This is a genomic window from Salinimicrobium profundisediminis (assembly GCF_026241755.1).
In the GTDB taxonomy this organism is placed as follows: domain Bacteria; phylum Bacteroidota; class Bacteroidia; order Flavobacteriales; family Flavobacteriaceae; genus Salinimicrobium; species Salinimicrobium profundisediminis.
Map to the genome: position 1 here is coordinate 38821 of NZ_JAPJDA010000007.1, position 19708 is coordinate 58528.

General features: G+C 40.6%; 19 protein-coding genes. 10 read left to right on the forward strand and 9 right to left on the reverse strand.

Translation table 11 applies throughout. From position 1 onward, the window contains the following. The first annotated feature begins 193 nt into the window (after window positions 1-193). A complete protein-coding gene (locus OQ279_RS05505; RefSeq protein WP_266068842.1) occupies window positions 194-868 on the forward strand; it encodes a peptidoglycan-binding protein LysM in 675 nt (224 codons plus the stop codon). Here the strand turns inward: OQ279_RS05505 and OQ279_RS05510 are convergent. The 3 genes from OQ279_RS05510 to dnaA are packed head-to-tail and all read right to left on the reverse strand — an operon-like array spanning window position 846 to window position 3460. Further along, window positions 846-1538 carry an SAM-dependent methyltransferase gene (locus tag OQ279_RS05510; protein ID WP_370866499.1) on the reverse strand — a complete coding sequence of 231 codons (693 nt, stop codon included), beginning with the start codon at window positions 1536-1538 and terminating at the stop codon, window positions 846-848. The two genes, OQ279_RS05505 and OQ279_RS05510, sit on opposite strands and share 23 nt — an antisense overlap. 37 nt (window positions 1539-1575) lie before the next feature. After that, window positions 1576-2031, reverse strand: a complete 456-nt coding sequence (locus OQ279_RS05515; protein WP_266068844.1) for a low molecular weight protein-tyrosine-phosphatase — start codon at window positions 2029-2031, stop codon at window positions 1576-1578. Between the two features lies 1 nt (window position 2032). Then, window positions 2033-3460 (reverse strand): chromosomal replication initiator protein DnaA, encoded by a 1428-nt coding sequence (gene dnaA / locus OQ279_RS05520; RefSeq protein ID WP_266068845.1) that lies wholly within the window; start codon window positions 3458-3460, stop codon window positions 2033-2035. Window positions 3461-3671: 211 nt separating this feature from the next. Between dnaA and OQ279_RS05525 the strand changes: the two genes are divergently transcribed. Further along, on the forward strand, window positions 3672-4070 hold the full coding sequence (locus OQ279_RS05525) for an acyl-CoA thioesterase (RefSeq protein ID WP_266068846.1): 399 nt from the start codon (window positions 3672-3674) through the stop codon (window positions 4068-4070). Here the strand turns inward: OQ279_RS05525 and OQ279_RS05530 are convergent. Genes OQ279_RS05530 through ribD form a run of 4 tightly spaced genes read right to left on the reverse strand, consistent with a single transcriptional unit; the run spans window position 4067 to window position 7197 of the window. Then, window positions 4067-4681 (reverse strand): IMPACT family protein, encoded by a 615-nt coding sequence (locus OQ279_RS05530; RefSeq protein WP_266068847.1) that lies wholly within the window; start codon window positions 4679-4681, stop codon window positions 4067-4069. The two genes, OQ279_RS05525 and OQ279_RS05530, sit on opposite strands and share 4 nt — an antisense overlap. Continuing rightward, on the reverse strand, window positions 4672-5550 hold the full coding sequence (locus tag OQ279_RS05535) for an EamA family transporter (RefSeq protein WP_266068848.1): 879 nt from the start codon (window positions 5548-5550) through the stop codon (window positions 4672-4674). Before OQ279_RS05535 ends, OQ279_RS05530 begins: the two co-directional genes overlap by 10 nt. After that, window positions 5547-6155: an HAD family hydrolase gene (locus tag OQ279_RS05540; RefSeq protein ID WP_266068849.1), complete on the reverse strand. Its 609-nt coding sequence runs from the start codon at window positions 6153-6155 to the stop codon at window positions 5547-5549. The genes OQ279_RS05535 and OQ279_RS05540 overlap by 4 nt, the downstream gene beginning before the upstream one ends. Further along, window positions 6148-7197, reverse strand: coding sequence for a bifunctional diaminohydroxyphosphoribosylaminopyrimidine deaminase/5-amino-6-(5-phosphoribosylamino)uracil reductase RibD (gene ribD, locus OQ279_RS05545; RefSeq protein ID WP_266068942.1), 1050 nt, complete (start codon window positions 7195-7197; stop codon window positions 6148-6150). Before ribD ends, OQ279_RS05540 begins: the two co-directional genes overlap by 8 nt. Window positions 7198-7226: 29 nt before the next feature. Here ribD and OQ279_RS05550 point away from each other — a divergent pair, with 29 nt between their 5' ends. The 6 genes from OQ279_RS05550 to OQ279_RS05575 all read left to right on the forward strand — a co-directional run bounded on the left by OQ279_RS05550 (window position 7227) and on the right by OQ279_RS05575 (window position 16231). After that, entirely contained in the window at window positions 7227-7712 is a 486-nt protein-coding gene (locus tag OQ279_RS05550) for a GNAT family N-acetyltransferase (RefSeq protein WP_266068850.1), read from the forward strand. Between the two features lie 248 nt (window positions 7713-7960). Continuing rightward, window positions 7961-8806 carry a peptide chain release factor N(5)-glutamine methyltransferase gene (prmC, locus tag OQ279_RS05555; protein WP_266068851.1) on the forward strand — a complete coding sequence of 282 codons (846 nt, stop codon included), beginning with the start codon at window positions 7961-7963 and terminating at the stop codon, window positions 8804-8806. Further along, window positions 8803-9468, forward strand: a complete 666-nt coding sequence (locus OQ279_RS05560; RefSeq protein WP_266068852.1) for a VOC family protein — start codon at window positions 8803-8805, stop codon at window positions 9466-9468. The genes prmC and OQ279_RS05560 overlap by 4 nt, the downstream gene beginning before the upstream one ends. Beyond that, on the forward strand, window positions 9465-11456 hold the full coding sequence (gene ligA, locus OQ279_RS05565) for an NAD-dependent DNA ligase LigA (RefSeq protein WP_266068853.1): 1992 nt from the start codon (window positions 9465-9467) through the stop codon (window positions 11454-11456). The genes OQ279_RS05560 and ligA overlap by 4 nt, the downstream gene beginning before the upstream one ends. A 649-nt stretch (window positions 11457-12105) precedes the next feature. Continuing rightward, window positions 12106-15873 (forward strand): PAS domain S-box protein, encoded by a 3768-nt coding sequence (locus OQ279_RS05570; RefSeq protein ID WP_266068854.1) that lies wholly within the window; start codon window positions 12106-12108, stop codon window positions 15871-15873. Continuing rightward, window positions 15842-16231: a response regulator gene (locus tag OQ279_RS05575; protein WP_266068855.1), complete on the forward strand. Its 390-nt coding sequence runs from the start codon at window positions 15842-15844 to the stop codon at window positions 16229-16231. The genes OQ279_RS05570 and OQ279_RS05575 overlap by 32 nt, the downstream gene beginning before the upstream one ends. Before the next feature lie 140 nt (window positions 16232-16371). On the opposite strand, the gene OQ279_RS05580 is transcribed toward OQ279_RS05575, so the two are convergent. Both OQ279_RS05580 and OQ279_RS05585 read right to left on the reverse strand, forming a co-directional pair. Then, entirely contained in the window at window positions 16372-17283 is a 912-nt protein-coding gene (locus OQ279_RS05580; RefSeq protein ID WP_266068856.1) for a bifunctional metallophosphatase/5'-nucleotidase, read from the reverse strand. Next, on the reverse strand, window positions 17283-18035 hold the full coding sequence (locus tag OQ279_RS05585; RefSeq protein ID WP_266068857.1) for a 5'-nucleotidase C-terminal domain-containing protein: 753 nt from the start codon (window positions 18033-18035) through the stop codon (window positions 17283-17285). The genes OQ279_RS05580 and OQ279_RS05585 overlap by 1 nt, the downstream gene beginning before the upstream one ends. Window positions 18036-18207: 172 nt before the next feature. On the opposite strand from OQ279_RS05585, the gene OQ279_RS05590 reads away from it, so the two are divergent. Continuing rightward, the gene (locus tag OQ279_RS05590; protein ID WP_266068858.1) at window positions 18208-18894 is read left to right on the forward strand and encodes a hypothetical protein; all 687 of its coding nucleotides are present in this window, start codon (window positions 18208-18210) and stop codon (window positions 18892-18894) included. Between the two features lie 108 nt (window positions 18895-19002). Further along, window positions 19003-19701, forward strand: coding sequence for a hypothetical protein (locus tag OQ279_RS05595; protein WP_266068859.1), 699 nt, complete (start codon window positions 19003-19005; stop codon window positions 19699-19701). Window positions 19702-19708 lie beyond the last annotated feature (7 nt).

Sequence of the window (19708 nt, forward strand, 5' to 3'; positions counted from 1 at the left end):
ACAGCAATATTCCGGAAAATCTCCCCACAATAAAACCCTTTTTGGCACGTTCTATGCTTTTAACCGGTCAGCTGAGAAAAAAAATGCTCTCAGTAAGTTTAACATGCTGATAATTAGATTATTAAAAAATGTAGTACATTTGTCGGCCGTTTCGAGGAAATCTTCATGATTTACTTGAGCAAAAACAAAAAGGATGAAGAAGAAAGTTGCAAAATTTTCAGTATTACCGGTTGTAGGAGCATCTATATTTTTTTATAGCTTTTCCACCAACAAAACCAAGGATTTTGATGCTGCTGTTCTTGAAGAATTCAAGACAGTAAATGAGGAACTGAATTTTGACGTTCCCCATACACCAGATGTTACAGTATTTGATCCGCAGCTTAGGTCTTACCCGCAGTTAGGGAAATCTTACGTAGCTTTTAAGGAAGCCATGGGCTTTAAAGAGTCGGGTGGTGATTACAAGGTCATCAATGAATTTGGCTACATGGGAAAATACCAGTTTGGAAGAGGTACCCTAAAATTAATCGGAATTAAAGACACCAACCTTTTCCTTAATTCCCCCGATCTTCAGGAAGCTGCTTTTTACGCAAATTCTTCTCGTAACAAATGGATTTTACGTAAGGATATTGCAAAATTCCAGAATCAGGTAGTGAACGGGATCAGGATAACAGAATCTGGCATCCTGGCGGCAGCGCACCTTGCAGGCCCCGGTAATGTCAAGAAATTTTTAAGAAGCAATGGAGCCAACAGTTTTAGCGATGGTTTTGGAACTTCTATAAAATATTACTTTAAGAAATTTGAAGGTTTTGATACTTCTTTCGTAGTGCCAGACCGGAAAGCGAAGGTTAATAATCCTTCTGTAATATAAAGATAGTGGGCTTTTTATGAAGGTCCACTTTTGTTTTACGCCAGTCGGCAGCAGTTTTGGTCACTATAAATTCTGTTGGTAAAGTAAGATCACAGGCGATGCAAATACGGGTGCCGGGATGCAGCACCTGAGTGAGGTCTTCCAGCATTTTATTGTTACGGTAAGGAGTTTCAATAAAAGACTGCGCCTGGTTCTTCTCATGAGAGATCTTTTCCAGGTTTTTAATTTCTCCCTTTCTGGCAGCCTTATCAATGGGAAGATATCCGTTAAAAGCAAAGTTTTGACCATTCATTCCTGAAGCCATCATGGCCAGAAGAATAGAGGAGGGGCCCACCATCGGGACAACCTGAATGCCTTCTCTGTGAGCAATTTTCACCACTTCGGCACCGGGATCTGCAACTCCGGGGCAACCTGCTTCACTCAATAAACCTATATCTTTACCTGTTTTACAGGCTTCTAAAAATCCTGAAACTTCCGCAGGATCGGTATGTTTGTTTAATATGAAAAACTGAAGTGAAGGCTGAGATTTACCGGGAACTAATTTCTTTATTGCCCTGCGGGCGGTCTTTTCATTTTCTGCAATAAAAATGTCAAGACGTTCTACCTGATGTTGTACTGTGGCCGGTAAAACTTCAAGAGGTTCATTGTCACCCAGAGTGGTGGGTAGCAAATATAATTTTCCGGAATAGGAGAAGGGAGAGCTCAATCTATTGGTGTTTTTCAGCTATGATCGTGCAGGCTTCATCCAGCATGTTGTAAACTTTTTTGAATCCGTTGGCGCCGCCATGGTAAGGATCGGGAACTTCAACATTCTCTCCTGGAAAGACCTCATTAAGAATGAGAGAAACTTTCTCCCTGTCCTGTTCATTTCTTGCCAGGGACAGTACGTCGTGATAATTTGACATATCCATCACGTAGATCCTGTCAAAATTGTCGAAATCTTCTGGTGAAAATTGCCGACCCCGTTGTGTTCTAATTTCAAGATTATTTTCTCTGGCAATATCTACCGATCTTGGGTCGGGGCAGTCATCTACATGATAGTTGCTTGTTCCTGCCGAATCGACAAAAACTTTTTCAGCATCAACTTTAGATTTTAGAATGCCTTCGGCCAGGGGTGACCTGCAAATGTTGCCAAGGCACACCATCAGGATCCGGGTTTTCATATTACAGGGTTAGTTTTTTGTTGATATCCTCAACAAATTTCTGAAATTGTTTATCGGTTGAAGCTAAATTGTCAACTGTTTTGCAGGCATGCAAAACGGTGGCGTGATCCCTTTTTCCAATTTGAGAACCTATACTTGCCAAAGAAGCTTTAGTGAACTTTTTTGCAAAGAACATCGCCAGTTGGCGCGCCTGCACAATGTGTCTTTTACGCGTTTTAGATTGAAGGGTTTCCACATCCATCTGGAAGTATTCGCTCACCACCTTCTGAATATAATCTATAGAAACTTCGCGCTTGGTGTTCTTAACGTAGTTATCAACGATCTTCTTTGCCAGCTCAAGTGTGATATCTTTCTTATTGAAAGAGGAATGGGCTATCAAAGAGATTATTGCTCCCTCCAGTTCACGAATATTGGTCTTAATATTGTTGGCAAGGAATTCCACGATCTCTTCGGGCATTTCCACCCCGTCACGATAGAGTTTACTCTTAATGATTTGTACTCTTGTTTCGGTATCAGGATGTTGTAATTCGGCTGAAAGCCCCCACTTAAAACGGGACAGGAGTCGTTGTTCAATATCCTGCATGTCTACCGGAGCCTTGTCACTGGTTAGAATAACCTGCTTTCGGTTTTGATGAAGGTGATTAAAAATATGGAAGAAAACATCCTGGGTCCCGGCTTTCCCAGAAAGCAACTGAATGTCATCTACTATCAATACGTCAATGATCTGATAGAAATGTATAAAATCATTACGGTTATTCTTCTTTACTGATTCTATATACTGCTGCGTAAATTTTTCGGCAGAAATATAAAGAACTGTCTTCTCGGGATACTTGTCTTTAATTTCAATCCCTATAGAATGTGCCAGGTGTGTCTTTCCCAAACCAACGCCGCCAAAAATAAGCAATGGGTTAAAGGAAGTTTCCCCCGGTTTATTAGCCACAGCCAACCCGGCAGACCTTGCAAGCCTGTTTGAATCTCCTTCTAAAAAGTTATCAAAATTATAACTTGGGTTAAGTTGTGATTCGATCTTTACATTCCTTATTCCGGGAATGATGAACGGGTTCTTTAACTCGGGATTTTTGTTCTTTATAGGTACATCAACTTCCTGGGAAGCAACATTAGAACGGTTGGTACTCGGTATCTTTTCTGTAAAAGGTTGTTTGTTTCCGTACGTATTTTCCATTCTTATGACATACACCAGTTTTGCCTGGTCTCCCAGCACTCTATTTAACGAAACTTTAAGAAGTTTAACATAGTGCTCTTCCAGCCACTCGTAGAAAAATTTTGAAGGTACCTGAATGCTTAGGGCGCTCTCTGAAAGTTTTACCGCCTTGATAGGTTCAAACCACGTTTTATACGCCTGTGGAGTAATATTATCTTTAATAAAAGTAAGGCAGTTATTCCAAACTGATTGCGCAGTTTCTGACATTCCGGAGTCTAAATTTATAATACGTTTGTTAGTAGTGGTTTCCATAAGAAAAAGAGAAAATGTCTTTCTCCCGGGTTTTTTAGAGCAACAAATATGTGAACAAATTATCTGAAAAAAAAACGTTTGCCTACTTGAAATTTAACAAAAATTTTAGCATACTTCGTTCACTGTGAAAGTACAAAACCGAATCAAATAATTCATTAAAAAAATCATGAAAAGCCACTTCACCTATGTTAAAGTTCGATATGCAGAGACAGACCAAATGGGAGTCGTATATCACGGCAACTATGCTCAATATCTTGAAATTGCACGTATTGACTGGTTAGATGCTATTGGGATCTCCTATCGCAAAATGGAAGAAGAGGGAGTGATGCTGCCGGTTTACGAACTCAACCTTAAGTTTAAGAAATCGGCTAAATTTGATGACGAATTAAAGATCGAAACGCGCCTAAAAAAGAAACCGGGAGTGCGTATTGAATTTGAGTATGAAATCTTTAATCAACATGGGGAACTGCTCACCGAAGCTGAAACTACCCTCATCTTTGTGGATATGGAAAAGAACAAACCTATTAAATGTCCGCAACACATTCTTGAAAAGCTGGGGTTTTAATCTTCCAGCTCTTTAATCATTACTTTATAAGTAGCGTCAAATTTTTCGTAGATCCTTTCGGCTTCACTTTTTCTGACCGAAATGATAATCTTACAATCCAGTTCAAGAATTTGATCCACTACATTTAGGTTATTTTCCTTGATCACCCGCATCACTTTGTTCATTTCGGGATAATCGAAAGAGATCTCAAATTTAAGGTCGATGGTGCGGGTAACGATGTTAGATTCCTCCAGTGCCATCTGGGCCGCAGTTTTGTAGGCATTGATCAATCCTCCAACTCCCAGTTTTACCCCGCCAAAATACCGTACTACCACAATGAGAATGTTGGTAACTTCAAACGACTGAATTTGCCCGTAAATAGGCATTCCGGCTGAATTTGATGGTTCGCCGTCATCATTAGCCCGGTAATGAAAGTCACTTTTACCAAGCTGCCAGGCGTAACACCAGTGCCGTGCGGCATGATGTTTCTTCTTGAGGTCTTCAAGATGTTCTTTAGCCTCTTCTTCAGTGGTAACAGGGAAGGCATAGCCAAAGAATTTACTGTTCTTGTCCTTAAAAAGGACTTCTGCGGAAGGTTTCGTGATGGTTTTATAAGTGTCTTTTACATCCATTCTTCAGAAGTTGCGATTAAAATGATACTGGCAACTGCCAGAAGGATCCCAATCCAGTTCTTTGGCAGCATTCTTTCCTTAAATAAAAGAATTCCGAGGAAAGTAGAGATCATCACAATAGCGACATTGTTCAGGGGGAAGATCGTAGAACTTTCCATGCCTTCTGTGCGAAGAGCCAGTACAAGAAAATAAATAGAACCAAAATTCGGAATTCCTAAAGCCACGCCGCCAATGACATTTTTGAAATTTAACTTGAGAGATCCTCTTATTCCCTGAAAAATTAGAATACAAACGCCAATAATTCCCGCAATGGCAAAAATAGTTGACGAGAACAAGGCTACATCGGCTTCGGCGACATAAGAAGTTTCCAAAAATTTGAGGGTAGTATCAATAATTCCGCTGCCAAAGAACACCAGGAGTGGAAAGATCAGGTTCCTCTTTTTGATCTTAATTCCTTCTTTCTTCTTAATCGAAGTCAGGTAAACAGCCACCAGGGCGAGTATAATTCCGAAGATCTTGATCCAGCCTGTGCTTTCATTATATAAAATGATCCCAAAAAGTACAGGAATGGCAACCGACATTTTTGTAGCGACAGAGACTACCGATAATCCGCTTTTTTGGGTGGTAAGCGCCGCCAGGTAAAACACAGCGATAAACATAAACCCGAGAATGAAGGTTCCTAGAAACCAGTCTTCAGAAAACACTTTTAGCGGATCTATGGGTTGGCGGTCCACAAGCATCCCCGCCGAAAAGGCGAAAAAATAATTGAAAATTATGGCCTGTAGCGTGTTGATCTTGAAGCGCTCAAAAAGTTTGAAGATCACGAAGATCACACTTGAAGAAAGCACACTTAACAGCAGGTAGATCAAAACAAATCGCTTTTAATGGTGAATAGATCGACCACATCCTCATTTACAGGATCAATATTCCAGGTGTGAATGCCCAGTTTTGCAGCCGCTTCGGTATTTTCGGGAGTGTCGTCAATAAAAAGCGTCTCCTCTGGGTTTAGATCGTGTTGTTGCAGTACAAAACTGTAAATTTCTTGATCGGGTTTGCGCAGGTTGATCTCCTGGGAAAGGTAAAAGGCGTCAAAACAGTTTTTAAACTCCTCAAAAAATGAAATATGCTGTTTTACCCAGTCAATATGAATATGGTTGGTGTTGCTCAACAAAATGAGTTTGTATTTACCCTCTTCTTTTAACTGCTGAAGAAATTCAAGCCTGTACTTCGGAAAATCAATTAAAATGGAATTCCACGACTTCACAAATACTTCTGAAGTCAACTTCGGAAAAGATTTGCTATACCCTGAAATGAATGCTTCCGAAGAGATTAAACCTTTTTCATAGGCCATGTTTTGCTGCAGCATTTCCTCTGAAAAATGGGATATTTCGAACTTCTTTAATTCCCGTGCCGTGGCTGGTTTATCGAGGTTGAGAAACACATCTCCAAAATCAAATATGATGGTTTTAATCATTGAAAATAACTTTTAGGTGGTCCTGATCCACTTTTGTTTCAGAAATAAGCCTGCCGGTCACTTCGGGAGCTTTTATTCCCTCTTTAAAATGTGTTTTTCCGGTGAAAATCCGGGCTTCATCCCATAAACCGGCATCAATAAAGGTCTGCAGGGTTTGCCGGCCGCCTTCAATGATCACCGACTGGATTTCGTGACGGAAAAGTACTTCACAAACCTGTTGCGCAAGGTCTTCCTTGAAATCCAGGGTCTCAAAAATGACATTTTTGGACAACATTTTTTCTGAAGGATCTTCAGTAAGAACAATTGTCTTCACCGATCCGTCAAAAAGGTAAGAATCTGCCGGAATTCTAAGGTTTCTGTCCAGCACAAGCCTGACAGGGTCATTTCCCTGCCACAAGCGGGTGTTGAGTTGAGGGTTATCGGCTACGGCAGTGTTCGTGCCCACCATGATCGCCTGTTCTTCGGCGCGCCATTTGTGAACCAGCTGTTTTGTGTATTTCCCGGTGATCCAAACCGGTTTTCTTTTGGCATTTTTGAGAGGTAAGGGCGCTAAAAATCCGTCGCTGCTCCGGGCCCATTTCAGAATAATATAAGGGCGTTTTTTCGTGTGAAAGGTGAAAAAGCGTTTGTTGAGTTCGCGGCATTCCTGTTCCAGAACACCCACTCTTACCTCGCAACCGGCGTCCATCAGCTTCTTAATTCCCTTTCCTGCAACTTCCGAAAATGGATCTACAGTGCCAATCACCACTTTTTTGATTCCGCAGTCAATGATCAGGTTGCTGCAGGGTGGAGTTTTTCCGTAATGGCTGCAGGGTTCCAGGCTTACATAAATAGTAGACTTTGGAAGCAGACTTTTAACTTTTACCGAATTCACTGCATTTACTTCGGCGTGAGGTTCCCCGGCTTTTTGATGCCAGCCTTCGCCAATAATCACTTCATTATGAACAATAACACTGCCCACCACAGGGTTGGGGTAAGTCCTTCCCAGCCCGTTTTGCGCCAGCTGAATACAGCGGTTTATGTATTTTTCATGTATCTTCACCGTCACAAAAATAGCATTTAATAGAGATAATGAGCAGTTATGTAATACGGGAAATTAAACCCGAAGATAATGAGCAGGTTAAAGACTTAATAAGGAATGTGCTGGTAGAAATGGGAGTTCCAAAAGTGGGAACAGCTTACGAAGATGCCGCCCTTGAAGATATGCATGCCGAATACAATGCGCCAAATAAGGAATATTTTGTTGTTGAAGATAAAGACAGGATCATTGGAGGCGCGGGAATTGCACCTTTGGCTAACTTTGAAGGGGCTATTTGTGAGCTTCAAAAAATGTATTTTTTACCTGAAGTGAGAGGAAAGGGTGTAGGTGCTCAAATGATGACTACCTGCCTGGAGTTTGCCAAAGAGCAGGGGTTCCAAAAATGCTATATTGAAACCCTGCCTTATATGAAACAGGCGCAGAAGCTCTATCTACGGTCCGGGTTTGAGTCTTTGGAAAAACCCTTGGGTGACACGGGACATTACAACTGTACGGTGTGGTTGATAAAGGATCTTTGATCGTAAATTCCAAAAACCAAGCACCAAGCACCAAAAATCAAGGACCAAAAACCAAAAAATACAAACCAAATTCCAAAGTTGATTTGAAGATTTAAGAATTTGGAGATTTGAAAATTAAAGATCTGCGGAAATCTGTGAGATCTGCGGGAAAAAATACAATTGTCTCTTCGTGTTCTTCTTTTTTCTCTTCGTGACCTCTGTGTGAAAAGAGTTCAATCGTTTCAAAATATTCAAAATGGCCGAAATTAATGAAAATAACAGCCTTTAAAAATACCTTTTTTGACACCCTGGAAGGAGAGTACCCTAAGGAGGAAATTGGTTCTTTCTTTAATATTCTGCTGCAGGAGTTTACCGGACTCACCAGGTTGGATCTTGCTTTGAATCCGCAGCAGGAACTTCCGGCAGAAGCTGAGGAGAAGCTCAGGGCTGCTTTGCAAAGGCTTCAGCAACATGAACCCCTTCAATATATTACCGGAACAACAGAATTCTTCGGATTAAATTTTCAGGTGAATTCAAACGTGCTAATTCCGAGGCCGGAGACCGAGGAGCTGGTGCAATGGATGCTTCACGATCTTGATGCTTCCGAAGGAATAAAGATTTTAGATATTGGCACCGGTAGCGGCTGTATCGCAATTTCCCTCGCAAAACATTTACCCAAAGCCGAAATCACAGCCATAGATATTTCTGAAAAAGCCCTGGAAACAGCAAAACTCAATGCCGGTTTAAATGAAGTAGCGGTGAACTTTATTCATAAAGATATTCTTGCTGCTGAAGGGCTGCCTTCAAAGTTTGATGTAGTAGTTTCCAATCCGCCTTATGTGCGGGAGCTCGAAAAAAAAGAGATGCAGCGCAATGTGCTCGAGCATGAACCTGAAACAGCACTTTACGTAAAAGACCACGACCCGTTGATCTTCTACCGAAAAATCACAGAGCTGGCGGCCGATAACCTTGAACCGGGCGGGAAACTTTACTTTGAGATCAACCAGTACCTGGGAAAAGAAACGGAAGCACTTTTAGCAGAAAAAAATTTCGCAACCAGCTTAAAAAAGGATATTTTCGGGGTAGATCGCATGCTAAGAGGAATAAAATCATGAGAATCGAATTTCTGAAGCTTTACACTCCGAATGTCAGGGCGCAGTTCCGCTTTTATGGCGAAGTGCTGGGGCTGCCGGTGGAGAAAATTTCAGAAGAAAATTTCCGGGTGAAAACGGGTTTTTCGAGCCTCGAATTTGAAGAGGACAAAAACGCCACTCCTTATCATATTGCTTTTCACATTACGGCACTTCAGGAAGAAAAGGCTCTTCACTGGTTAAAGCAGCGAGTGGAAATTCTACCTGATGATGGCAATGAAATTATTGATTTCCCCGCGTGGCAGGCGAAATCGGTTTATTTTTATGACAAAGATTCGAATATCCTCGAATTTATTTCCCGCCGGTATATGTTTGAATCTGCTTCCGAAGAATTTTCTTCAGCAAGCATTAAAGGGATCAGTGAAATTGGCCTTGCCACCTCGAATGTGGAAGAGCAGTTTAATTTTCTAAATTCCAATTTCGGCCTTACAAAGTTCACCGGGGATTATGAACATTTTTGTGCCACCGGTGATGACGGAGGGCTTTTCATTATAATAAACAAAGAACAAAAAGACTGGATACCCGTTGGTGACAAAGCGTACCCATCTCCTTTTGAAATAAAAATATCTCTCCAAAATGCCATTTTTGGAGCCTCATTTAAGCACGAAAGACTAAGTCTTCTATGAAACCTGAAGAAAAAATAAAAAAGCTGCGGGAAGAACTTCACCGCCACAACCACCTGTATTACGTACTCGATAAGCCGGAAATATCCGACTATGACTTTGATCAAAAACTGAAGGAGCTACAGGAGTTTGAAGAGAAACATCCCGAATTTTATGATGAGAACTCCCCAACTTTAAGAGTTGGTGGGGCTGTCACTAAAAATTTTGCCACCGTGGTGCATGAGCACAGGATGTATTCGCTTGATAATTCTTATTCTAAGGAAGACCTTGAAAACTGGGAGAAAAGAATAGAAAAACAGGTGGATGGAGAGGTGAATTTTACCTGCGAATTGAAGTATGACGGGGCATCAATTAGTCTTACCTATGAAAAAGGGGAATTTAAGCAGGCCGTGACACGCGGCGACGGGATTCAGGGTGATGATGTAACAAATAATGTACGAACCATAAGGTCTGTTCCTCTAAGACTGAAAGGTGATTTTCCCGAAAAATTTGAGATTAGGGGCGAAATTGTGCTTCCGTACGAAGGTTTCGCCCAGCTTAATGCTGCGCGAGTGGAGGCCGGAGAAGAGCCTTATGCGAATCCGCGAAATACAGCTTCGGGAAGCCTGAAGTTGCAGGATAGTGCCGAAGTGGCTAGGCGGCCTTTAGATTGTCTTTTGTTCAGCTTAACCGGAAATCTTCCAGGGATCAAGTCGCAGTATGAAGGGCTGGAAAAAGCGAGGGAGTGGGGCTTTAAAATTCCTGCGGAAGCTACACTGGCCAAAAACCTGAAAGAGGTGATGGAGTTTGTGAATTACTGGGATGTGCACCGGCACGATTTGCCTTATGAGACCGATGGGGTGGTGGTGAAAGTTAACAGCCTGCACCAGCAGGAAGAGCTGGGATATACAGCCAAAGCACCGCGTTGGGCTATGGCTTATAAATTTAAAGCCGAACAGGTTTCTACGAAATTGAACAAGATCAGCTATCAGGTGGGCCGCACAGGAGCGATAACTCCGGTAGCAAATCTTGAGCCGGTGCAGCTTGGAGGTACAACGGTGAAAAGGGCTTCGCTTCACAATGCCGATCAAATAGAGAAACTTGACGTTCGGGAAGGGGACGAGGTTTATGTGGAGAAAGGAGGGGAGATCATTCCGAAGATCGTTGGGGTAGATTTCACCAAAAGAGACCCGGATTCCAATCCTACCCAATATATCACCAATTGCCCGGAATGTGATACTGAGTTGGTGAGAAATGAAGGAGAGGCACAGCATTACTGTCCTAACTTTAATGGTTGTCCGCCACAGATCATTGGAAGGATCCAGCATTATATTTCGAGGAAAGCGATGGATATTGAAGGTTTGGGAGGTGAAACTGTGGCACTTCTAGTGAATGAAGGTCTCATTGGAAATTACGCTGATCTTTATGAGTTGAAGAAAGAACAGATCCTGCCGCTGGAGCGTATGGCTGAAAAATCGGCTGAAAATTTGATCAATGGTATAGAGAACTCTAAGCAGATCCCATTTGAACGGGTACTTTTCGCGTTGGGAATCCGCTATGTGGGGGAAACTGTAGCCAAAAAGCTGGCTAAAGAATTTAAGAACATTGATGCTTTGAAAAAAGCAAATCAGCAGGAATTAGAAAATGTTGATGAGATAGGGGAGCGAATTGCCGAAAGTGTGGTGGAGTTCTTTGCAGATGAAGAGAACTTGAACAATGTGGAACGACTGAAAGGTTACGGGTTGCAATTAGAGATCTCTGCCGAGAAACTTGCCGGACAAACAAACAAACTGGAAGGCCAAACCTTTGTAGTTTCAGGAGTTTTTGAAATGTCCCGCAATGACCTTAAGAAGCTCATTGAAGATAACGGCGGAAAAGTTTCAGGCTCTATTTCTTCAAAAACCAGCTATGTAGTAGCAGGTGAAAACATGGGCCCTAGCAAACTCGCTAAAGCTGAAAGTCTCCAGATCACAATCATTGATGAAGAAAAGTTCCTCGAAATGATTAAATAGTTATGTGCCCCAGGTAAGTATGGCAGTTAAAATTACCGAGAGAATCAAAAAGATAGTGAGCATTGATCTCTCCTGGAAATCCAGATAATCATAGCTTTTTTGAATTATTCTTTTAATCATGGTCAATTTTTTATTTCAAATTCATTTTTCAACTAAATAAAACCGGTCAAATTTAATTCTTTATAGAGTTGCAGCTGCTCCAGAATCATTTTTTAACCAAATTTTATTCTTCCCTCATCATTTGTTCTTATTAAAAAACGAAATCTGTAGGTGTAGGTTGTTGACTGTCAATATATAGATCTATATTTGGCGTGCAAAAGTATTATATTGGATGCACATTATTTATGATCCTGGTCACCTTATTATTCCAAATAAATCATTAAAATTAGGTATGATTTTAGGTGCTGTGATAGAAAAGAAATACCCTTGTCTGATTGCTTCCGCGAATCTTAGGAGACATTTGAATATTGCACATTAAAATGTTAGAAGCCGCAGAGATTTACTTGTGATAAATACAAAAAGAGAAGGTGAAAAAGATCCGTAAACAGGATTTTAGTTAAAACTGAGGTAGCTAATAAAACAGTCTTAAAAAAAGCCTAATTTCGCCAATTAATGTAGTTTATCGATAAAAATAATTATTTCGTCGAGTATGCCTGAAAGCGCTGTTACTAAAAATGTTATTCTTTTTTCCTCTTCAGACAGTTGTTTTGCAGATGTGGCTGATGTGTTAAGGAAAGATAACCTGGTGATGCTGTCAGGGAAAGAAGAGGTTATTGATACCGTTCATTTTGGGAATGGGAGCCGTCCCAACCTTGTAGTTGCCGAATATCAGGAGAAGCTGGATGCTATTTACAGAGATCTTATTGAGAATTTACCAATTCCGCTGGTTCTAATAATAGGTCCTCAAGACGAAGAGAAAGCTATTGATCTTTTAGAGGCAGGAGCTTATGATTACATTTTTCGTGATCGGCTAAAGAGACTTCCCCTGGTTCTGAATAAAATAAAGGTAAGAAACCGAAAATCGGCCGGTAAGTCGAAAATGACCTATCAGTCTATTTTTGAAAACAGCATAGATGCAGTTCTTTTTACCGTGCCCGGGGGTCGTATATTGGCTGCGAATCCTTCGGCATGTAAAATGTTTCAAAGAACATCTGATGAATTGTCTGGAATAGGGCTTCGGGGAATAATTGAAGAAGAGAATGCCATTTTGAAAGAACTTCTGGAACCCAAAAGTTCAGAAGCCGGTTTTGTGGGGGAAATGATCCTGAAAAGAAAAGATGGCTCTACATTTCCTGCAGATATTTTTTCCGCAGTATCATTTCACGAAACAGAGAATGCCAGAACCGCAATAGTCATCATCCGCGATATTTCGAGAAGAAAGACAGCAGAGGAAGAGTTACTGCTGTCAAAGAAGAATTATGAACATTTGTTTGAATTCAATCCGCTTCCAAACTGGATATTTGATCTTGAAACCCTCGAAATCCTGGCAGTTAACCGGGCCGCAGTGAAGTATTATGGATATACAAAAGAAGAGTTTTTAAATTTCCATCTCAGTGATCTCCGGCCTCAGGAAGAAATTCCGGTACTTACTGCCAATTTGCAGCGTATAAAGGATGAAAAGGGATTGCTTAATGTGGGTAATTTCATTCATAGGAAAAAAGACGGCTCTTTAATTACTGTTGAAGTGCACGGGTACAGTATTCTCTTTAAAGGCAGGAACTGCCGGCTGGTAACCGCTATTGATATCACCGAGAAAGAGAGGATCATTCAAAAGCTTGAAGATAAGAGCAAGAAACTTCTTTGGGCCGAAGAACTGGCGAAATTTGGTTATTGGCAGGTAGGGGTGAAGGGGGATAACTTTTTTTGGAGTGATGAGGTTTACAGGATTTGGGGGCGAAAAAAAGAGGATTATAACCTAGATTTTGAAGGTTTCCTAAAAACCATACATCCCGATGACCTAGAGACTTTTCTACATGAGCGCGGTGCCGCCCTTTCCGGAAGTAAGGATATGGATTTTGAACACCGGATTGTCCTGCCCGATGGTAGTATCAAATGGGTGCATGAAAAAGGAAAACTGGTTAAAAATAACAGGGGAGAACCGGTAAAGCTGGAAGGTTCTATACAGGATGTGACAGACTATAAGAATGCGATGCTCAAATTGAAGCAAAGTGAAAGCAGGCAACGTGCTATTCTTAAATCACAAACGAACTACCTTACCAGAATAGATCTTCAAGGGAAGTATTCTTACGTGAATGAAAAATTTATTACTGATTTTAACTGGATCTCCCCCAATGGAATTTTAGTGGGTAGAAAAGCTATTGAGACTGTGATGGAGTATGATCACCTCAAAGTAAGCAGTGCCTTTAAAAAATGTTTAGCTAATCCCAATGTTGTTCACCAGGTAGAAATTGATAAGTCACAGGAAGGCGGAAAAGTTAAACCTACCCTCTGGGATTTTATATGCCTCACAGATGCCGAAGGAAAGCCTGTTGAACTACAGGGAGTGGGAATTGATATTACCGACAGGGTAGAGGCAGAGCGCTCCCTCAAGGAAACCAATGCCCGTTATGAACTGGTTTCCAAAGCTACTTCAGATGCTATTTACGATTGGGATATACAAATTGATCATCTCTTTTGGGGAGAAGCATTCTATGTTTTGTTTGGTTATTCTCAGCAAGATTTTTCTCTCTCAATTGATTCCTGGGCAAAAAACATACATCCCGACGAAAGGCTTGTGATTAATGAAAGCCTGTCCCGCACCTTAGAAGGTAGCGAGAATCATTGGGAAGCAGAGTACAGGTTCCAAAATGCAGATGGAAAATACTCTTTTGTAGTAGAAAAAGGTTTTATTCTTAGAGATGAAAATGGAAAAGCACTACGTATGGTTGGCGCTATCCAGGATGTGACAGAAAGAAAGAAACTGGAAGAACTCCTGGATGAAGCTTCAAAGCTTTCACGTATAGGGAGTTTTGAATTTGATTTTGTTCAGGACACCGTGTACTGGTCTCCGGTTACCAAAGAGATCCATGAAGTGGCACCCGATTTTAAGCCCGATCATGAAAAAGGGTTCCTCTTTTGTAAGGAAGGTGAAAACCAGGAGCGAATGAAAGCGGCACTTAAAAATGCTGTTGAAAATAATGTGCCTTACGATCTTGAAGTGCAGATTGTTACTGCAAAAGGCAATGAGTGTTGGGTGAGGAAGATTGGGCGTCCCACTTTTGTTGACGGTAAGTGTATAAGGATCAATGGCAGCGTGCAGGATATTTCTAATATCAAGAATTCAGAATTAAAAGCTTTAAAAGCATCAGAAGAAAAGCAGACCATCCTTGAAAGTATTGGTGATGCGTTCTTTACGGTTGATAATGAATGGGTGGTGACCTACTGGAACCAGCATGCAGAGAAATTACTTGAAAGTAATAAAGACCGCATTCTTGGAAAGAACTTTTGGGAAGTTTTTCCCGATGCCGTTGGTACTAAATTCCATACCTGCTACTACAAGGCTTCAAAAGAGCAGATCATCGTTGATTTTGAGGAATATTTTGAGAGGGTGAACAAATGGTTCGATGTGACTGCATATCCTTCTAAAGGTGGATTATCGGTCTATTTCAGGGATGTGACCGAAAGAAAAGAATCGGAGTTGAAGATCATCGAGCTCAACAAAAACCTGAAAGCCTATACTGAAGAACTTGTTTCGGCAAATAAGGGACTTGAACAGTTTTCGTATATCATTTCTCACAATTTACGCGCTCCTGTAGCAAACATCATGGGGTTGGGAGAACTGCTGAAAGAGGATTACCCTTTGGAAGTAAAAACACAGTTTCAGGAAGAGCTGCTTTCTAACGTCGAAAGATTGGACACTATCATTAAAGACCTGAATAATATACTTCAGGTTAAGGTAGACATGAGTGAAAAGAAGGAGCCTATTGTACTCAGTGAATTGGTTGAAAGTGTGCAATCGGGTATCGGGCAGGTTATTCAGAAGGAAAATGTTCAAATTATCACAAACTTTTCCGAAGTGCCTTATATAAATTCTATCAAGACCTATCTACATAGCATTTTTTATAATCTTATCTTTAATAGTATCAAGTACCGCCGACCCGAAGTTTCTCCTGTAATTGAAATTACTTCTGAAGAGAAGTCGGGTAATGTATGTATTACTTTTAAGGATAACGGGATGGGGATTGACCTTTCAAAAAAGGGGAATCAAATCTTTGGCCTTTATAAACGCTTTCATCATCACGTAGAAGGAAAAGGTATGGGGCTTTTTATGGTAAAGACCCAGGTTGAGCTTTTAGGAGGTGAGATTCAGGTGACGAGTGAAGAAAATAAAGGGACACAATTCACTATTGAATTTAAGCATGAAAACAGTAGAAACAAGTTAGAAAATGAAGAAGCCGAGGCAGTATATAATAGTTGATGACGACCGCACAAATAACCTTATTTGTGAGTACGCCGTTAAAGGTTATGATCCCGGTGCTAAAGTGATAAGCTTTACTAACCCTGAAGCTGCCCTCATTCATATTGAAAAGGAACTTAAAGCTGAAGGCCAGGTGCCTACAGTGTTGTTTGTTGATGTTAACATGCCCGCTATGTCGGGTTGGGAATTCCTGGAAGAGCTGGAAAAGTTAGATCACGGAATAAAACAAAAATTCACCATCTACATTTTATCGTCTTCAACTGAAGACTTTAATGAGGAGAGGGAACAATTTCCATACGTTGCCGACTTCCTTTCCAAACCCCTTTCTAAAACCAGCCTGGAACAAATTCAGCCGTAGGTACTCAAAAATGACATTTTTGAGAAGGTTTTTTTGTTGGTCTTAATTACGCTTCTCTGCAGGTGATATTATTCCAAAGATCTCAAAAACAGCTTTTGAGTCTCACATTTAGGATTGGTATCTTTTCTTATTAAAAACTGCTACACAATAATAGCGGCGCCCCCGCCATTCTTCTTTCCTGAAGAATCTAAGTAGAAATCTATCCTGCCAATGTTGACACCGGCCCAGCCAACCTGGTTGATCAATACCTTTTCACCTATTGCATTTAGTGCTACAGTAGGTTTGGGAAGAAAAGTATGGGTGTGTCCTCCTATGATCAAATCTATATCTTTAGTAGCTGCTGCGAGTTTTTGATCACTTACTTTATCGTCCCGGTATTCGTAGCCCAGGTGGGAAAGACAAATAACCAGTTCGCATTTTTCCTCTTCCCGTAGTTGTTTGACAATGGTTTTTGCAGTGTCGATAGGATTATGATACTCGGTCTCTTTATAATGCTTTTTTGCGACCAGGCCTTTAAGCTCTATACCTACACCAAAAACGCCAATTTTTATCCCGTCCCGTACAAAAACCTGGTAAGGCTTGATTCGCCCTTCCAAAACAGTGTTGTCAAAGTTGTAGTTGGCATTTATAAAAGGAAATTTGGCATGTGGCAGTTGTGCCAGCAAACCATCAATTCCATTATCGAAATCATGGTTGCCAATAGTTGCGGCATCATACCTCATTTTACTCATCAGCTTAAATTCGAGTTCGCCGCCATAGTAGTTGAAATAAGGTGTCCCCTGAAAGATATCCCCGGCATCGAGCAATAGGGTATGGGGATTCTCCTGTCTAATTTGATTTATAAGGGTATACCTGCGGGCAGCTCCGCCCATACCTGGATATTGTGCGTGGCCATTATCAAAAGGTTCAATATGACTATGCACATCATTGGTGTGTAAAATGGTAATGTGCTTTGGCTTTTTAGCAGCCGTAAACGATAAAAGGCCTAAGCTGCCTATTCCTGCAAGAGCACCTGCAGCGGCTGTACTTTGTATAAACTTCCGTCTTTCCATTACTCTACTTTGATAAAACGTTGATCTCTCACCGGATTAAGGGTATCCTTTGCTTTAAAATAATCAATAAGCAAATTCCTGATCTTATAGTCAAGGTTGGTTGCTTCTTCAGCCTTTAAAAAGAAGTTCATACTGTCACCTCCTTCAAGGAGATAATCATTTGTAGCAACATAATAGGTGGCCGAATCCTCTAAAGGTTTCCCCTGAATCAAAACTTTCTTTATGCTGTTGTCTTTTTCAAGTTGCAATTCAATGCCCGCCACAGGATGAGCAGTGCCCGAATCTATAAGGTAATGGATCATTTCTCTCACGGCTTCTCCTTTTAGTGCTGCAACAACTACTTCATTTTCAAAAGGCATTACCTGGAAGGCACTTCTTGTAGTCACATCACCTTTGGCAATAGATGATCTTATTCCGCCATAATTGAGCAGTACAATATCTATGTTCTCTCCTGTACGCTTGTTAAAAATGGGATTTGAGAGTTCTATTAAGGCATCTGCCATAAGGTTGCCTATGGCTGTATTGTACCTCCCGTCAGACTTGCTGAGGTTATAAGGAAGATAAGCTAAGACTTCTTCCATCTCCTTATTTATGTGCTCTTTATATGGGGTGATGAAATTTTCAAGAGAATCGTTAGCCGGTATGTCGGGTGTTATTTCAAGCTGTTTTCCTTCAATGCGGGCCGGTGTGTAATTGTCGTTGAATTTACATGCCCCGGCTGTCAACAGCAAAAAGAGTAGGTATCGCTTCATTTATATTACATAAAAAGACAAAAGTATAAGTTTTAGTAAAAGAAAGGTAAATTATGATCCTTTTTTAAAAGAAGTCTTTTGTGAATTTTTACAAATTGTTTATCTCTAAATCAAAAAAAGTTCTATTTTTCTACTCAATTAGCTGAACTGCTAAACATTGTAATTGCAAAGAGTGAAAACAAGTCAAAAAGTATTTTTCTTATTCCTGGTAGTGGGTGTGCTTTTTGTTGTTGGCTCTATTCTTAGGCTTGATATCCTTACTGTTCCCACAACATTCCTTTTAATTCCGGTGCTTATTCTATTTTACAGGGTTAAGGTGAAGAAATGGTTCCTGCCAATGGTCATTGCATTGCTTTTATTTTACGTTCGCGATTTATTGATGCTCGAAGGACTTTCTGAGAACTTAATTCCTATTCTTTGGTGCTTTGGCACTGCCCTGGTTATTCTCTATGTTTTTGCTTTGGCGGGTTTTAGATGGGGCAGGATTCATGTGGTGGAATTTATTTCTCTCTTGATCATGTTTGTTTTCCTCGGATTCCTTTATTATACCATAAACCAGCTTTTGCCCCAGGTGCTTCCTTCTCACCGGGTGGAAGCCTCTCTTTTTATTCTGCTGCTCATCACTCTCCTGGCAATATCTTTTACACAGTATATTCTCAAGTCTCATTATGCCTCTTTGTGGCTTATGCTGGCTTCGGCCTGCCTGGTCTTATCTGAGCTGTCCCTGTTCTTTAAATTATTTATTATCTCAGATATTAGCGTGACGATATTCTACCCTTTATTTCATGTAATTGCCTTCTATGCAATGGTGCAACATGCAGTTCATCGGAGAAAAAGCACCTTTCTTCCGGGTTTTTGATGAAGTATTCTCTTCAGAAGGTATTTTTTAATCCGTTTTTCTTAAAATTTATGACAATAAAATTTATTCTTAGCAAAATTCCTATATTGCACACAATTTTCCTGATGAATGAAAAAAAAGGTTATTCTTTCACTCCTGGCAATCTCTGCTATTTGCGTTAACCTTACGGGTATTTTTAAAGATGACTTTTTTCTTAGAAAGTTAGGAGAGATCCTTTTCTTCTTCCCGCTAATCCTTTATTACCTGCGGAAGATCCCTTTTAAGAACTTCAATTTTCTTATGTTCCTTAGTATGGCAATGGGTGCAACCCTTTTTTCGTGGGGTGGCAGCCTGTGGTATTTTGAACATATTAAGTTGGGAATGTGGCTTATTGGTTACATCTTTTTGGCCCGGGAAGCCATTAAACACACTGAATATGAAAGGGGCAACCGCTTTACCACCCTTTATTTTATTAGCGTAATAGCTATTTATGTTTACCTGTTATGGGTTCATATTATTGAGATTGAACGCAACCTTGGGCATGAGCTCGCCTTCTGGATCTATGTGCTCTACTACCTCAATATTCTCTTTGTTGCCATCACTGCACTTGTATATTATTTAAATTCTTTTTCAAAAAAGTCCGTTTTCTATATCTGTTTTGCTCTTTCCTTTATTTTTTCAGACATTTTGCGCGATATGGAGGTTTTCTACTTTAGAGATCTGAGTGTAGAGATCGTGGCAGCGCTTATAAAGTTTGCCGCAATCAAACTCGTTTTTCTCTTTTTTGTGACCCCCGAAAAAAAACTCAGGCTTTTGCACCTGGTATAGCCTAAAA

What these genes read in the sequence shown, in the direction of transcription:
- OQ279_RS05505 (WP_266068842.1), top strand. Translation starts at nt 194, where the DNA reads ATGAAGAAGAAAGTTGCAAAATTTTCAGTATTACCGGTTGTAGGAGCA.
- OQ279_RS05515 (WP_266068844.1), bottom strand. Translation starts at nt 2,031, where the DNA reads ATGAAAACCCGGATCCTGATGGTGTGCCTTGGCAACATTTGCAGGTCA.
- dnaA (WP_266068845.1), bottom strand. Translation starts at nt 3,460, where the DNA reads ATGTCAGAAACTGCGCAATCAGTTTGGAATAACTGCCTTACTTTTATT.
- OQ279_RS05525 (WP_266068846.1), top strand. Translation starts at nt 3,672, where the DNA reads ATGAAAAGCCACTTCACCTATGTTAAAGTTCGATATGCAGAGACAGAC.
- OQ279_RS05530 (WP_266068847.1), bottom strand. Translation starts at nt 4,681, where the DNA reads ATGGATGTAAAAGACACTTATAAAACCATCACGAAACCTTCCGCAGAA.
- OQ279_RS05540 (WP_266068849.1), bottom strand. Translation starts at nt 6,155, where the DNA reads ATGATTAAAACCATCATATTTGATTTTGGAGATGTGTTTCTCAACCTC.
- OQ279_RS05550 (WP_266068850.1), top strand. Translation starts at nt 7,227, where the DNA reads ATGAGCAGTTATGTAATACGGGAAATTAAACCCGAAGATAATGAGCAG.
- prmC (WP_266068851.1), top strand. Translation starts at nt 7,961, where the DNA reads ATGAAAATAACAGCCTTTAAAAATACCTTTTTTGACACCCTGGAAGGA.
- OQ279_RS05560 (WP_266068852.1), top strand. Translation starts at nt 8,803, where the DNA reads ATGAGAATCGAATTTCTGAAGCTTTACACTCCGAATGTCAGGGCGCAG.
- ligA (WP_266068853.1), top strand. Translation starts at nt 9,465, where the DNA reads ATGAAACCTGAAGAAAAAATAAAAAAGCTGCGGGAAGAACTTCACCGC.
- OQ279_RS05570 (WP_266068854.1), top strand. Translation starts at nt 12,106, where the DNA reads ATGCCTGAAAGCGCTGTTACTAAAAATGTTATTCTTTTTTCCTCTTCA.
- OQ279_RS05575 (WP_266068855.1), top strand. Translation starts at nt 15,842, where the DNA reads ATGAAGAAGCCGAGGCAGTATATAATAGTTGATGACGACCGCACAAAT.
- OQ279_RS05580 (WP_266068856.1), bottom strand. Translation starts at nt 17,283, where the DNA reads ATGGAAAGACGGAAGTTTATACAAAGTACAGCCGCTGCAGGTGCTCTT.
- OQ279_RS05585 (WP_266068857.1), bottom strand. Translation starts at nt 18,035, where the DNA reads ATGAAGCGATACCTACTCTTTTTGCTGTTGACAGCCGGGGCATGTAAA.
- OQ279_RS05595 (WP_266068859.1), top strand. Translation starts at nt 19,003, where the DNA reads ATGAAAAAAAAGGTTATTCTTTCACTCCTGGCAATCTCTGCTATTTGC.